The sequence below is a fragment of the Enterobacter sp. LM3 genome, assembly GCF_046622475.1.
GTDB lineage: Bacteria > Pseudomonadota > Gammaproteobacteria > Enterobacterales > Enterobacteriaceae > Enterobacter > Enterobacter cloacae_P.
In genome coordinates this window covers 1-14,857 of sequence record NZ_JBJURN010000021.1, presented here as the reverse complement: position 1 = coordinate 14,857, position 14,857 = coordinate 1, and the positions used below count along the sequence as shown (strand labels likewise).

General features: G+C 50.7%; 12 protein-coding genes and 1 pseudogene. 12 read left to right on the top strand and 1 reads right to left on the bottom strand.

Features of this window, described 5'->3' with window-relative positions; genetic code table 11:
* Window positions 1-3: 3 nt before the first annotated feature.
* The 5 genes and pseudogenes from ACJ9N4_RS18355 to ACJ9N4_RS18335 form a co-directional block, all read left to right on the top strand.
* Window positions 4-159, top strand: a pseudogene (locus tag ACJ9N4_RS18355) (carbonic anhydrase); the annotation flags it as partial.
* A gap of 330 nt (window positions 160-489) precedes the next feature.
* Window positions 490-1,455, top strand: a complete 966-nt coding sequence (gene dusB, locus ACJ9N4_RS18350; protein ID WP_182919033.1) for a tRNA dihydrouridine synthase DusB — start codon at window positions 490-492, stop codon at window positions 1,453-1,455.
* Between the two features lie 23 nt (window positions 1,456-1,478).
* Window positions 1,479-1,775, top strand: a complete 297-nt coding sequence (gene fis, locus ACJ9N4_RS18345) for a DNA-binding transcriptional regulator Fis (RefSeq protein ID WP_000462905.1) — start codon at window positions 1,479-1,481, stop codon at window positions 1,773-1,775.
* Between the two features lie 179 nt (window positions 1,776-1,954).
* Window positions 1,955-2,119 carry a DUF2556 family protein gene (locus ACJ9N4_RS18340; RefSeq protein ID WP_114978886.1) on the top strand — a complete coding sequence of 55 codons (165 nt, stop codon included), beginning with the start codon at window positions 1,955-1,957 and terminating at the stop codon, window positions 2,117-2,119.
* Window positions 2,120-2,260: 141 nt separating this feature from the next.
* Complete coding sequence (locus ACJ9N4_RS18335) at window positions 2,261-4,342, top strand: putative bifunctional diguanylate cyclase/phosphodiesterase (protein ID WP_411500700.1); 2,082 nt, start codon at window positions 2,261-2,263, stop codon at window positions 4,340-4,342.
* Here ACJ9N4_RS18335 and envR read toward each other — a convergent pair.
* On the bottom strand, window positions 4,258-4,977 hold the full coding sequence (gene envR, locus ACJ9N4_RS18330) for an acrEF/envCD operon transcriptional regulator (protein WP_182272839.1): 720 nt from the start codon (window positions 4,975-4,977) through the stop codon (window positions 4,258-4,260). The two genes, ACJ9N4_RS18335 and envR, sit on opposite strands and share 85 nt — an antisense overlap.
* Window positions 4,978-5,377: 400 nt before the next feature.
* On the opposite strand from envR, the gene ACJ9N4_RS18325 reads away from it, so the two are divergent.
* The 7 genes from ACJ9N4_RS18325 to ACJ9N4_RS18295 all read left to right on the top strand — a co-directional run bounded on the left by ACJ9N4_RS18325 (window position 5,378) and on the right by ACJ9N4_RS18295 (window position 14,799).
* The gene (locus ACJ9N4_RS18325) at window positions 5,378-6,517 is read left to right on the top strand and encodes an efflux RND transporter periplasmic adaptor subunit (protein WP_182919035.1); all 1,140 of its coding nucleotides are present in this window, start codon (window positions 5,378-5,380) and stop codon (window positions 6,515-6,517) included.
* A gap of 11 nt (window positions 6,518-6,528) precedes the next feature.
* Window positions 6,529-9,642 carry an efflux RND transporter permease subunit gene (locus tag ACJ9N4_RS18320; RefSeq protein WP_182919036.1) on the top strand — a complete coding sequence of 1,038 codons (3,114 nt, stop codon included), beginning with the start codon at window positions 6,529-6,531 and terminating at the stop codon, window positions 9,640-9,642.
* A gap of 293 nt (window positions 9,643-9,935) precedes the next feature.
* On the top strand, window positions 9,936-10,157 hold the full coding sequence (locus tag ACJ9N4_RS18315) for a lipoprotein (protein WP_008502867.1): 222 nt from the start codon (window positions 9,936-9,938) through the stop codon (window positions 10,155-10,157).
* 488 nt (window positions 10,158-10,645) lie between these two features.
* Window positions 10,646-11,671: an amino acid ABC transporter substrate-binding protein gene (locus tag ACJ9N4_RS18310; RefSeq protein ID WP_182272842.1), complete on the top strand. Its 1,026-nt coding sequence runs from the start codon at window positions 10,646-10,648 to the stop codon at window positions 11,669-11,671.
* 67 nt (window positions 11,672-11,738) lie between these two features.
* Window positions 11,739-12,920: an amino acid ABC transporter permease gene (locus ACJ9N4_RS18305; protein ID WP_411500699.1), complete on the top strand. Its 1,182-nt coding sequence runs from the start codon at window positions 11,739-11,741 to the stop codon at window positions 12,918-12,920.
* 9 nt (window positions 12,921-12,929) lie between these two features.
* A complete protein-coding gene (locus ACJ9N4_RS18300) occupies window positions 12,930-14,033 on the top strand; it encodes an amino acid ABC transporter permease (RefSeq protein WP_182272844.1) in 1,104 nt (367 codons plus the stop codon).
* Window positions 14,034-14,040: 7 nt separating this feature from the next.
* Window positions 14,041-14,799 carry an amino acid ABC transporter ATP-binding protein gene (locus ACJ9N4_RS18295; protein ID WP_014072042.1) on the top strand — a complete coding sequence of 253 codons (759 nt, stop codon included), beginning with the start codon at window positions 14,041-14,043 and terminating at the stop codon, window positions 14,797-14,799.
* Window positions 14,800-14,857: the final 58 nt, after the last annotated feature.

Genomic DNA, 14,857 nt, shown 5'->3' with positions numbered 1-14,857 from the left:
TTCTTCTGGCGTGGTCATCTGACCACGCCCACCTCTGCCTGTATATTTCCCCCGCTCCTGACCCTCTCTGCGGAGCAACTGGCGAAATTCACCCATACGATGCAGCATGACAACAACCGCCCGGTGCAGCCGCTTCATGGCCGCGTCATTGTTGAATAACGTACATTTTTCGCACTGAGATCATGTTCTAAAATGCGATGCAGATCGCAAAGATGCGGGATAATCTGCTGCTAAAAACAGCAGATTATCCCGATCAAGTGATTCATTTATTCAGAAATGATGAGAAGTTACGGGAAATTGTAAGCGACCATAAAATAACCTAATCAACATAACATAATGATTTAAATAATGAATAATTCTCACCAGAACGGCTGAGCGGCGATTCCTTGATCTACAACAGAGGATTGTTCAAAGTTTGGCCTTTCATCTCGTGCAAAAAATGCGTAATATACGCCGCCTTGCAGTCACAGTATGGTCATTTCTTAACTCATGCGCATCGGACACCACCAGCTCAGAAATCGCCTGATCGCAGCCCCTATGGCAGGTATTACCGACCGGCCGTTCAGGACGCTGTGCTATGAGATGGGAGCAGGTTTAACCGTATCCGAGATGATGTCGTCTAACCCGCAGGTGTGGGAAAGCGATAAGTCCCGCCTTCGGATGGTGCACATTGATGAACCCGGTATTCGCACCGTGCAAATTGCCGGAAGCGTACCTGAAGAAATGGCAGATGCCGCGCGTATCAACGTGGAAAGTGGTGCCCAGATTATTGATATCAATATGGGTTGCCCGGCCAAGAAAGTGAATCGCAAGCTTGCAGGTTCAGCCCTTCTGCAATACCCCGATCAGGTGAAGTCAATCCTGACGGCGGTTGTCAGCGCAGTGGACGTCCCTGTTACGTTGAAGATTCGCACGGGTTGGTCGCCGGAACACCGTAACTGTGTAGAGATTGCCCAACTGGCCGAAGACTGTGGCATTCAGGCCCTGACCATTCATGGACGCACCCGCGCCTGTTTGTTCAATGGTGACGCTGAATACGACAGCATTCGGGCAGTTAAGCAGAAAGTTTCCATTCCGATTATCGCGAATGGTGACATTACTGACCCGCTTAAAGCCAGAGCTGTGCTCGACTATACGGGAGCTGATGCTCTGATGATAGGACGTGCCGCTCAGGGAAGACCCTGGATCTTTCGGGAAATCCAGCATTATCTGGACACTGGGGAGCTGCTTGCTCCACTGCCGCTGGCAGAGGTTAAGCGCTTGCTTTGTTCGCATGTTCGGGAATTGCATGACTTTTATGGTCAGGCAAAAGGGTACCGAATTGCGCGTAAACACGTCTCCTGGTATCTCCAGGAGCACGCTCCAGATGACCAGTTTCGGCGCACATTCAACGCCATAGAGGATGCCAGCGAACAGCTGGAGGCGTTGGAGGCATACTTCGAAAATCTTGCGTAATGAAATAAAGAGCTGACAGAACTATGTTCGAACAACGCGTAAATTCTGACGTACTGACCGTTTCCACCGTTAACTCTCAGGATCAGGTAACTCAAAAGCCCCTGCGTGACTCGGTTAAACAGGCACTGAAGAACTATTTTGCTCAACTGAATGGTCAGGATGTTAATGACCTGTATGAGCTGGTACTGGCTGAAGTTGAACAGCCACTGTTGGACATGGTGATGCAATACACCCGCGGTAACCAAACCCGCGCTGCGCTGATGATGGGTATCAACCGTGGTACTCTGCGTAAGAAACTGAAAAAATACGGCATGAACTAATTTCGATTAGCTAATTGCTTGTTTAAAAAGGCGCTCTTCGGCATGGGGAAGCGCCTTTTTTATTGCCCGCATTCACGACCGTCAACGCTTTGTAAACCTTCTCTTTTCTCGCTTTTAAACCGCCGCGTTTCGTGTATATTTCCACCACCTTACAGGTTCTCTTCTCCCGGAATGACACAATGATTCGTAAATACTGGTGGCTCGTGGTCTTTGCTATCTCCGTTTTCATTTTCGATGCGTTGCTGATGCAATGGATTGAACTAATGAGCACCGAAACCGATAAGTGTCGTAATATGAATTCCGTGAATCCACTCAAACTCGTCAACTGTTCTGAGCTCGACTAACCTCCTGACATCACCTATAACTTTGTTATCACACATAAAATTAAGGGCTTTAAATCACTTTTAGTCGTTATCTGACGGTGATAATGTCTCAGCCCTTCCGAACCACTCTAGCGTAACGCCTCTCAACGAGTAGAACAGACCATGCTGGTTAGCCAATACAACCAATTCCTCGTCTTCACCTCCTTTGTTGTCGCTATCCTTGCTGCCTATACCGCGCTAAATATGGCCGCGCGCGTCGCCGGAAGCCAGGGAGCCGCAGCCCGTATCTGGCTGGCCGGTGGCGGTATTGCAATGGGCATTGGCGTATGGGCTATGCACTTTATTGGCATGCTGGCGATGGATCTCTCCATGAGCATGAGTTACAACGCCACGTTGACGGTGCTCTCGATGGTCATCGCCATTGGCTCGTCAATGTTTGCGCTGTGGCTCGTCAGTTGCGAGAAGTTACGTTTGCGCCGCCTGTTGCCCGGCGCGCTAGTGATGGGCGCAGGTATTGTCGCCATGCATTACACCGGCATGGCAGCGCTGGAGATCACTCCCGGTATTATCTGGGATAAAACATGGGTGGCCATTTCGGTCGTCATCGCGCTTGCCGCTTCACTCGCCGCATTGTGGCTGACCTTCCGCCTGCGTCACGAAGCCGCACAGGTTGCCCTGATGCGCCTGGGGGCCGCCATCACGATGGGGATTGCCATCGCCGGTATGCACTATGCCGGTATGAAAGCCGCACAGTTTCCGATGTCGACGATGGCACACCACCACGGGATTAACGGCAGCTGGCTGGCGGTTCTGGTGAGCGTGGTTGCGCTCTCCATTCTGGGGATCACATTACTCGTATCCATGCTGGACGCCCGCCTTCAGGCGCGCACCTCTTTGCTGGCCTCTTCTCTTGCAGAAGCTAACCGGGAACTGGCCCAGTTGGCGCTGCACGACACGCTGACGCGTCTGCCTAATCGCATCCTGCTGGAAGACCGTCTCGATCAGGCCATCAGCAAAGCGGACCGCGAAGGGATACATTTTGCCTTGATGTTCATGGATCTCGACGGTTTCAAAGCCATCAATGATGCCTATGGCCATGATGTCGGCGATAAGCTGCTGGTCGCCGTTACGCAGCGTTTGCAGCTCCCCCTGAAAGGCCAGTTCACTCTGGCACGTATCGGGGGGGATGAGTTTGTCCTGCTGACCGAGGCGGAAGGCCCGGATGATGCGGCGTCTCTGGCAAGTTCACTGGTTCGTGCCATTGATAACCCGTTTAATCTGGATCCTTATGAACTGGTGGTAACCCTCAGCATTGGTATTGCACTTTACCCTCACGACGGCAAAACCGATCGTGAACTGATGTTTAACGCGGATGCGGCGATGTACCACACGAAGCATATGGGCCGTAACGGTTATCACTTTTTCCAGCCCTCCATGAACACCCTGGCGCAGTCCCATCTCCAGCTGATGAACGATCTGTGGCTGGCCGTCGAGCGTGCTGAGTTACGCCTGCTCTACCAGCCCAAATTCCATGCCCCGGCAGGCCCAATCCTCGGTTTTGAGGCGCTGCTGCGCTGGCAACACCCAAAGCAGGGGTTACTGACGCCAGAGCTGTTCCTGCCGCTGGCAGAAAAAACAGGCCTGATCATTCCTATTGGCAACTGGGTGATCAACGAAGCTTGTCGTCAGCTGCGTGAATGGCACCTTCAGGGGCATCAGAGCTGGTCGATGGCCGTGAATCTGTCGACACTGCAGTTTGAACAACCTTCGCTGGTTAAGACGGTTCTCGGCTGCCTGGCGCGTCACAACGTGCCGCCGGAAATGCTGATCCTTGAAGTCACTGAAACAACGGCAATGAGCAACCCGGAGGAAAGCGTTCGGGTGCTGACAGAGCTAACAGATGCGGGCGTGAAAGCGTCGATTGATGACTTTGGTACAGGGTATTCGAGCCTGTTGTATCTCAAACGCTTACCTGCCTGTGAGTTGAAAATCGATCGTGCTTTTGTGAAAGAGTTAAGTGGCGAAAGCGATGATGCGACAATTGTTTCGGCAATAGTCGCTCTGGCAAAAACGCTGAACCTGAAAGTCGTGGCTGAAGGTGTGGAAACTGAAGAGCAGCAAACGTTTTTGACGGAGCTGGGCTGTAACACCCTTCAGGGCTATCTGTTAGGTAAACCGGTTAGTGCGCTGGATATTGAAGCACTTTGCGAGCACGGAGAAATGTTACCTGACGCTGAACCGTAAATATCATCATAAGGCGGTACTCGCGTAACATGCAGTGTCGCCAGAATGTTATCAACCAGCGCAGGAGCTTGTTGATAAAGATTAAAACTGTCTTTATTCATTAACCAGTTTTTAATTATTCCGCTAAAAAAACCATGAAAAACGATCAACGTCAGTTCAACATTCACCTGTGGTGAAATGAGTTTCTGCGAAATGCATTTTTCCAGCGAAACACGCAGAGATTCATAGTTAAAGCCAATACGTCTTCTGATTTCACACTCTGAAATCATATCGCTATTAAATTCACATTTATGATACAGGATCTGTAAAAGTGCACACTGGCGGGGTTCGTGCGCAATATATTGCAATGCAGTGATGAATTTTTCACGAATGACTAACAACGGATCATCATTTTCGGAAAGAGATAACCGGTCGTGAATAATTTCACGAAACGGTAATTGCTGCTCCCAGATAGCATTAAATATTTCTGATTTACTGGTGAAATGCCAGTAAACCGCCCCGCGTGTAACCTTTGCAGCATCAGCGATATCCGTCAGCGTCGTGTTGGCTACACCACGCGTGGCAAACTGCGTGATAGCCGCTTCAAGCAGTTGCTGTCGGGTTTTTTGAGCCTCTTCTTTCTTTTTACGTGCCATAGACCTCTACTCATTACTCACATGGTTGATGCATTGTTTGAAAATACAGGCTGGGTTTTGTAAGCAAAAGTATTCCCTAAAATTCATTTTAGTTTTGCACAAAAAAAGTCAATTCAATGAATTTATAATTCATATGAATGTATAACGACAATTAAATTCACAATGCAGATGCATTAAACTCTTAAAATCTCATTTATCCGATAAACTTATCAGAAACATACTGTTGAATTTACCGGGTCCGATTCTGATTTTTGTATCGCCGCCCATTTATTCGCACTTATAAATTAAAAAACACTAAATACCCTCATTATTATATACAGCTACATTTTGTTTTGTCTCCCCTGCCCCGATCGCCGATCCACGAACGAATATCGGTTAATGGGTATTTAAAGGAACAGTAATGACGAATCACTTCAGACTCTTACCTTTATCCGGTTTTATTGTCTGCGCCGCACTGCTCACCGGATGTGATGGGCAGGAAAACCAGCCACAACATCCGCAAGCGCCTCAGGTCAGCGTTCATATTGTGAAAAGCGCACCACTGGCAGTGACAACTGAACTTCCTGGCAGAACGGACGCTTTCCGCGTCGCGGAGGTTCGTCCCCAGGTTAACGGCATCATCCTGCGTCGCAACTTTACGGAAGGTAGCGATGTGCAAGCGGGCGACTCGCTTTATCAGATTGATCCCGCAACGTATCAGGCGGCGTATGACAACGCCAAAGGGGAGCTGGTAAAAGCACAGGCGGCAGCGAATATTGCCCACCTGACGGTGAAACGTTATCTCCCGCTGGTCGGCACGCAGTACGTGAGTAAACAGGAGTACGACCAGGCGGTAGCGACGGCTCAACAAGCTGATGCCAGCGTTGTGGCCGCACAGGCAGGCGTCGAAAGTGCGCGTATCAATCTTGCCTATACCAAAGTCACGTCCCCTATCAATGGCCGTATCGGTAAATCCAGCGTGACTGAGGGGGCGCTCGTCACCAACGGGCAGGCGACCGCACTGGCAACGGTACAACAGCTTGATCCGATTTATGTCGACGTCACACAGTCCAGCAATGATTTTATGCGACTCAAGCAGACGAGCCTGCAAAAAGGGGATACCACCAGCAGCGTCGAATTGCTGATGGAAAACGGTCAACCTTATCCGCTGAAAGGTACGCTGCAGTTCTCAGATGTCACGGTCGATGAAAGTACCGGCTCGATTACCCTACGCGCCATTTTCCCAAATCCTCAACACCTGCTGTTACCGGGCATGTTTGTCCGCGCGCGCATTGATGAAGGTACGCAGCCGGATGCCATTCTGATTCCACAGCAAGGGGTGACACGTACACCACGTGGTGACGCAACCGTACTGGTTGTTAACGATAAAAACCAGGTTGAGTCACGTACGGTCGTTGCCCCACAGGCGATTGGCGATCGCTGGCTGGTGACGGAAGGGCTGAAAAACGGTGATCGTGTTATTGTCAGCGGCTTACAAAAAGCCAGACCAGGCACCACCGTCGTCGCCACACCCGACACCGCTGATAATCCTGCCAGTTAAGGGACGACAACATGGCTAATTTCTTTATACAAAGGCCGGTTTTCGCCTGGGTACTCGCCATCATTCTGATGATTGCGGGCGGGCTGGCTATTCTCAAACTTCCTGTTGCACAGTATCCAACCATTGCACCACCCGCCGTTGCCATAACAGCAACCTACCCGGGTGCTGACGCCCAGACGGTGCAGGATACCGTGACCCAGGTTATCGAACAGAACATGAACGGTATCGATAACCTGATGTACATGTCCTCCACCAGCGATTCCGCAGGTAGCGTCACTATCACGCTAACCTTCGAGTCAGGAACAGACCCGGACATTGCGCAGGTTCAGGTTCAGAACAAACTTCAGCTCGCCATGCCGTTGCTGCCGCAAGACGTACAGCAACAAGGGATTGGCGTCGAGAAGTCCAGTAGCAGCTTCCTGCTGGTTGCTGGCTTTGTTTCAGACAATAAAAATCTCACCCAGGATGATATCTCTGACTATGTCGCTTCTAACGTCAAAGATGCGATTAGTCGAACCACGGGGGTAGGTGATGTTCAGCTGTTTGGTGCCCAGTACGCGATGCGCATCTGGCTCGACAGCAATGCGATGAATAAATACCAGCTGACGCCGCTGGATGTTATCAACCAGTTGAAAACACAGAATGACCAGATTGCAGCGGGCCAGTTAGGCGGAACCCCGTCTGTTCCGGGCCAGCAACTGAACGCCTCCATCATTGCGCAAACCCGCCTTAAATCACCGGAAGAGTTTGGCCGCGTGACGCTGAAGGTGAACCAGGACGGTTCTATGGTTCATCTGAAGGATGTGGCGCGCATTGAACTGGGTGGCGAAAACTACAATATGGTCACCAGGATCAACGGACAGGCGGCAACCGGTCTGGGGATTAAGCTCGCAACCGGTGCAAACGCGCTGGATACAGCTGCAGCCATCAAAAGCAAACTGGCACAACTGCAACAGTTCTTCCCGCAAGGGCTAAAGGTGGTCTACCCGTATGACACCACGCCTTTTGTGAAAATCTCTATCCATGAAGTGGTGAAGACACTGTTTGAGGCGATTATTCTCGTCTTCCTGGTCATGTACCTGTTCCTGCAAAACCTGCGGGCGACGCTCATCCCCACGATCGCGGTTCCGGTCGTCCTGCTGGGTACCTTCGCGGTTCTGGCGGCGTTCGGGTTCTCCATCAACACCCTGACGATGTTTGGGATGGTGCTGGCGATAGGTCTGTTGGTCGATGACGCCATTGTGGTAGTCGAGAACGTCGAACGTGTCATGGTTGAGGACAAGCTGCCGCCAAAAGAGGCAACGCAGAAGTCGATGGAGCAGATCCAGGGCGCACTGGTGGGCATTGCGATGGTGCTCTCGGCAGTCTTTATTCCAATGGCCTTTTTTGGCGGATCGACGGGGGCCATCTATCGTCAGTTCTCGCTAACGATTGTTTCGGCAATGGCGCTGTCCGTGCTGGTCGCGCTGATCTTAACGCCAGCGCTATGTGCAACATTACTTAAACCCGTCTCCAGTGAACATCACGAGAAGAAAGGTGGCTTCTTTGGCTGGTTCAATGCGCTCTTTGATAAGAGTGTGGAACATTACAGCAACAGCGTGAGCGGTATTTTACGTAAGACCGGGCGCTATCTGGTGGTGTATGTGATCATCGTTGGCGGCATGGCGGTACTGTTCCTGCGCTTACCCACCTCATTCCTGCCTGAAGAGGATCAGGGGGTGTTTATGACGATGGTTCAGCTCCCCGCTGGCGCGACACAAACGCGAACTCAGCAAGTGCTCGATCAGGTTAATGATTATTACCTGAACAAAGAGAAGGCCAATGTTGAATCCGTCTTTACCGTTAACGGTTTTAGCTTTAGCGGCCAGGGTCAGAACTCCGGTATCGCCTTTGTGAGCCTGAAACCCTGGGAAGATCGGCCTGGTGCGGAAAATAGCGTTGAAGCGATCGTTAGCCGTGCAACGAAAGCATTCAGTCAGATAAAAGATGGCCTCGTATTTCCATTTAACCTGCCAGCAATCATCGAGCTTGGTACCGCAACGGGCTTCGACTTTGAGCTGATTGATCAGGCAAACCTGGGCCATACACAGCTAACTCAGGCACGTAATAAGCTGCTTGGCATGGTTAAAGAGCACCCAGACCTGCTGGTACGCGTACGTCCTAACGGACTGGAAGATACCCCTCAGTTCAAGCTGGATGTCGATCAAGAGAAAGCACAGGCGCTGGGCGTCAGTCTCTCTGACGTTAATCAGACGATCTCGACGGCCTTAGGGGGAACCTATGTAAATGACTTTATCGATCATGGACGCGTGAAGAAAGTTTACGTGCAGGCCGATGCTCATTTCCGCATGCTGCCAGGGGATATCAACAACCTCTATGTGCGCAGCGCAAATGGCGAGATGGTACCTTTCTCCGCCTTTAGCAGTTCTCACTGGGTGTACGGCTCACCTCGTCTGGAACGCTACAACGGGATGCCGTCTATGGAGATCCTCGGCGAATCCGCACCGGGTAAAAGTACCGGTGAAGCGATGGTCATGATGGAGAGCCTCGCAGCGAAACTGCCTTCCGGTATCGGCTATGACTGGACGGGAATGTCATATCAGGAACGGCTTTCAGGTAACCAGGCACCTGCGCTGTACGCCATATCACTGATTGTGGTGTTCCTGTGCCTGGCTGCCCTTTATGAAAGCTGGTCCATTCCTTTTTCCGTCATGCTGGTTGTACCGCTGGGGGTCATTGGTGCGCTTCTGGCGGCGTCTCTGCGCGGGTTGAACAATGACGTTTACTTCCAGGTTGGCCTCCTGACAACGATTGGCTTATCGGCCAAAAATGCCATTTTGATCGTTGAGTTTGCCAAAGACCTGATGGAGAAAGAGGGTAAAGGCATTATTGAGGCAACGCTGGAAGCCTCAAGGATGCGTCTTCGCCCTATCCTGATGACTTCGCTTGCCTTTATTCTTGGCGTTTTGCCACTGGTGATTAGCCGTGGAGCCGGGAGTGGCGCACAAAATGCCGTCGGGACAGGGGTCATGGGAGGCATGCTTTCTGCAACGCTCCTGGCTATCTTCTTCGTACCTGTTTTCTTCGTTGTTGTCCGGCGACGGTTTACAGGCCATAAAGATTAATGAATACCTGAAAGGCACCCCCGGTGCCTTTTTTATTTTTAACTGAAACAGTGAATTAGGTGTCTTATAATCACAGCGTTATTTGCATTAAGTAAAAATGCCCCCCTTACAACACCCTACTTTCGCCATTAATCCATCCGGGTATGTCATTTTTCTCCACGATTTTTACAATCAACATAATTTGAGATTATTCCCCATGCAACGTGGGCTTATCGCAGTGGTAAAATAGCCTCCAGTTCGTTAATAGCCCTCCTGGCTTTATAGCGGATGAGAAATAATACTGAGGTAACATCATGAAAAGATTCATTTCCGTTGCACTACTCGCTGCGCTGCTTGCTGGGTGCGCGCACGACTCACCATGTGTGCCGGTATACGACGATCAGGGCCGACTGGTTCATACCAATACCTGTATGAAGGGTACGACCCAGGATAACTGGGAAACCGCGGGTGCTATCGCTGGTGGTGCTGCTGCAGTGGCTGGTTTGACGCTGGGTATCGTTGCCCTGACTAAGTAACCCCCAGGGGCATCACTCTTTGAAAGCGCGGCTCTGTCCGCGCTTTTTGCTTTTAAATAGTGCAGCATTTTCAGATAAGTAAAAAAATAGCCCCACCATTTCTCTACAGATTAATTTTAGCCTGAAGCCAGTCACATCTTTTTTGTGTATCTATTTAAATTTCATATTCCATCGTGATGATTTTCATCATATTAATTACATTTAATACCCTGCCAATATTCACGCCAGAAACTACCTGATGTTTTTAGCTAACAGATAACCAAACTTTTGCTCTGATTTGTGGCGCAGGTTGTAATTTCGCACCGTTTCGGGGCATTCGATTTATTTAACCCTGTCTACACTCAGCATTATGCGTTCACTTGTCTCTTATTTTGTTGAGCGCAAAACCTGGCATTACGTTTGCTTTATAAACGTTGGCCAATGCCACAGACAGGTCAAAGCGTTTAAAACGCCTCTATAACGATAAATTTCGCCACACAGGATGCATTATGAAAAAGACGATGATAGCCAGCCTGGCCGCCGCGGGCGTGTTGTTTGCTGTAGCGGGTCAGGCCCATGCGGGTACGACACTGGACGCCGTGAAAAAGAAAGGGTTTGTACAATGCGGTATCAGTGACGGTTTGCCTGGCTTCTCTTATGCCGATGCGAACGGCAAATTTACGGGTATTGATGTTGATGTCTGCCGTGGCGTAGCCGCTGCCGTTTTCGGCGATGACAGCAAAGTCAAATATACCCCGCTGACGGCTAAAGAACGTTTCACAGCGCTTCAGTCTGGCGAAGTTGATATGCTCTCCCGTAATACCACCTGGACCTCCTCCCGTGACGCGGGAATGGGAATGTCATTTACCGGGGTCACCTATTACGACGGCATTGGTTTCCTTACCCATAATAAAGCGGGCCTGAAAAGCGCCAAAGAACTGGACGGTGCGACCGTTTGTATTCAGGCTGGTACCGATACCGAGCTTAATGTCGCTGATTATTTCAAAGCGAATAACATGAAGTACACCCCAGTGACCTTCGATCGTTCTGACGAATCAGCCAAAGCACTGGAGTCCGGTCGTTGCGATACGCTGGCATCCGATCAATCGCAGCTGTATGCCTTGCGTATTAAGCTCAGCAACCCTGCGGAGTGGATTGTCCTGCCTGAAGTTATCTCCAAAGAGCCTCTTGGGCCGGTTGTCCGCCGTGGCGATGAAGACTGGTTCTCTATCGTTCGCTGGACATTGTTCGCCATGCTGAACGCAGAAGAGATGGGCATCAACTCGAAGAACGTTGATGAAAAAGCAGCCAACCCTTCCAACCCGGATATGGCACATTTGCTGGGTAAAGAGGGTGATTTCGGCAAAGACCTGAAGCTGGATAACAAGTGGGCCTACAACATCATCAAACAGGTTGGTAACTACTCTGAGATCTTTGAACGCAATGTGGGATCGGAAAGCCCGCTGAAGATCAAACGTGGCCAGAACAATCTCTGGAATAACGGCGGCATTCAGTACGCACCGCCAGTTCGTTAAGCATTTGCTGTAACGGGCACTGCGCACGCAGTGCCCAGTCCAGAGTCATGGTTACCGAGGTTTCTTTATGTCCCATCACCGCCCAATCGTAAAAGGATCGTTATCCTTTTCTCATCCCGCGGTCCGCGCCTGGCTATTCCAGATTATTGCTATCATCGCGGTTGTGGTCATCGTCGTTTATTTAATTCATAACACGGTTACCAACCTGAATAATCGCGGTATCACCTCCGGCTTTGCATTTCTGGATCGCAGCGCGGGTTTTGGTATTGTTCAGCATCTTATTGATTATCAGGAAGGAGATACGTACGGACGCGTGTTTGTGGTCGGCTTACTGAATACGCTGCTGGTTTCAGCACTCTGTATTGTTTTCGCCTCCATACTGGGATTCTTTATTGGCCTGGCCAGATTGTCAGAAAACTGGCTGCTGCGAAAACTGTCGACAATTTATATTGAGACGTTTCGCAATATCCCGCCACTGTTGCAGATCTTTTTCTGGTATTTCGCCGTACTGCGTAACCTTCCAGGTCCACGCCAGGCTGTCGATGCATTCGGTCTGCTTTTCCTGAGTAACCGTGGACTTTACATTCCCTCACCACAGGTTGCGGAAGGGTTGTATGCTTTTATCGCCGCCATTGTGCTTGCTCTTGTGAGCTCTGCAGGGCTATTCCGCTATAACCGTAAACACCAAATCAAAACGGGTCAGCTTCGTAAGACATGGCCAACTGCGGTTGCCCTTATCATCGGTCTGCCGTTACTGACACACTGGCTGTTTGGTGCCGCGTTGCACTGGGATATTCCACATCTTCGTGGTTTTAACTTCCAGGGTGGGATGGTATTAATCCCTGAACTGGCATCCCTGACGCTGGCGCTTTCGATTTATACCTCTGCATTTATTGCTGAAATCATTCGCGCGGGGATCCAGGCCGTGCCATATGGGCAGCATGAAGCTGCACGCTCTCTGGGATTACCGAATACGGTGACGCTTCGTCAGGTCATTATTCCGCAGGCTTTACGGGTCATCATCCCGCCACTGACCAGCCAGTACCTCAATATTGTCAAAAACTCGTCCCTGGCAGCAGCCATTGGCTACCCCGATATGGTGTCACTGTTCGCCGGAACCGTACTTAACCAGACCGGGCAAGCCATTGAAACCATCGCCATTACCATGTCTGTCTATCTGATCATCAGCCTGGCGATCTCGTTGCTGATGAACCTTTATAACCGCCGTATCGCCCTGGTTGAGCGCTAAGGAATTCTGATGACTAAAGCAATATTGTCGCACTCCTCGCGTCCTGCCCGCTCGACAGGTGGGCGCGTTATTCTCTGGGCACGTAAGAACCTGTTTTCCAGCTGGAGCAATAGCCTGCTGACAGTTGTCTGCCTGTGGCTCATGTGGGAATTAATCCCACCATTGCTGAACTGGGTCTTTTTGCAGGCGAACTGGGTGGGTTCAACTCGCGCTGACTGCACGAAAGCAGGCGCATGCTGGGTATTTATCCACGAGCGTTTTGGCCAGTTCATGTATGGATTGTACCCGCACGAACAACGCTGGCGGATTAACCTGGCGCTTGTTATCGGTTTGCTCTCTATCGCCGTGATGTTCTGGAAAAAACTGCCTCACCGTGGCCGCTACATTGCCTGCTGGGCAGTTGCCTATCCCATTATTGTATGGGTGCTGTTGTATGGCAGCGTTCTGGGGCTGGATCGTGTTGAAACTCGCCAGTGGGGCGGCCTGACGCTAACGTTGATCATCGCCTCCGTCGGGATAGCCGGCGCACTGCCGTGGGGAATTTTACTCGCACTTGGACGGCGTTCAAAAATGCCGGTCGTACGTGTGCTCTCCGTCATTTTCATTGAGTTCTGGCGTGGTGTGCCGCTTATCACCGTTCTGTTTATGTCTTCGGTGATGTTGCCGTTGTTTATGGCAGAAGGCACGACGATCGACAAACTGATCCGGGCTCTCGTCGGGGTAATTCTGTTCCAGTCGGCCTATGTCGCTGAGGTAGTACGCGGTGGTCTGCAGGCATTACCTAAGGGTCAGTACGAAGCAGCGGAATCACTGGCATTGGGTTACTGGAAAACGCAGGGGCTGGTGATACTCCCGCAGGCACTCAAGCTGGTTATTCCTGGTCTGGTCAACACGATCATTGCGCTCTTTAAAGATACCAGTCTGGTGATCATCATCGGACTTTTCGATCTCTTCAGCAGTGTGCAACAAGCCACCGTTGACCCTGTCTGGCTGGGCATGTCCACCGAGGGATATGTCTTTGCTGCTCTGATCTACTGGATCTTCTGTTTTAGCATGTCGCGCTATAGCCAGCATCTGGAAAAGCGCTTTAACACCGGGCGTACACCGCACTGAGGAAATTATGAGCCAGATTACTATGACACCCGCCGACGCGATGATTACGCTGGAAAACGTCAATAAATGGTACGGACAGTTTCACGTCCTGAAAGACATTAATCTTAAGGTAAAGCAGGGTGAACGAATCGTACTTTGCGGCCCTTCAGGTTCAGGGAAATCAACGACCATTCGCTGTATTAATCACCTTGAGGAACATCAGCAGGGTCGCATTGTTGTTGATGGCATTGAGCTGAATGAAGACATCCGCAACATCGAACGCGTGCGTCAGGAAGTGGGGATGGTGTTTCAGCACTTTAATCTGTTCCCCCACCTGACCGTTTTGCAGAACTGCACGCTGGCACCGATTTGGGTGCAAAAGATGCCGAAAAAGGAAGCCGAGGCGCTGGCGATGCACTATCTGGAACGCGTGCGTATTGCAGAGCACGCCAATAAATTCCCTGGGCAGATATCAGGTGGTCAACAACAGCGTGTGGCTATCGCCCGTTCACTGTGCATGAAACCCAAAATTATGCTGTTCGATGAACCAACATCCGCGCTGGATCCAGAAATGGTGAAAGAGGTGCTGGATACCATGATTGGGTTGGCCCAATCCGGGATGACCATGTTGTGTGTAACACATGAAATGGGGTTTGCCAGAACTGTGGCCGACCGGGTGATCTTTATGGATCGTGGAGAGATTGTTGAGCAGGCACCACCGGATGAATTCTTTGCGCATCCGAAGTCCGAACGTACCCGGGCATTTTTGTCACAGGTGATTCACTAACCGTTTGATCTGCCCGGTGACGCTACGCTTACCGGGTTGACTGGTTTACGGAAAATAT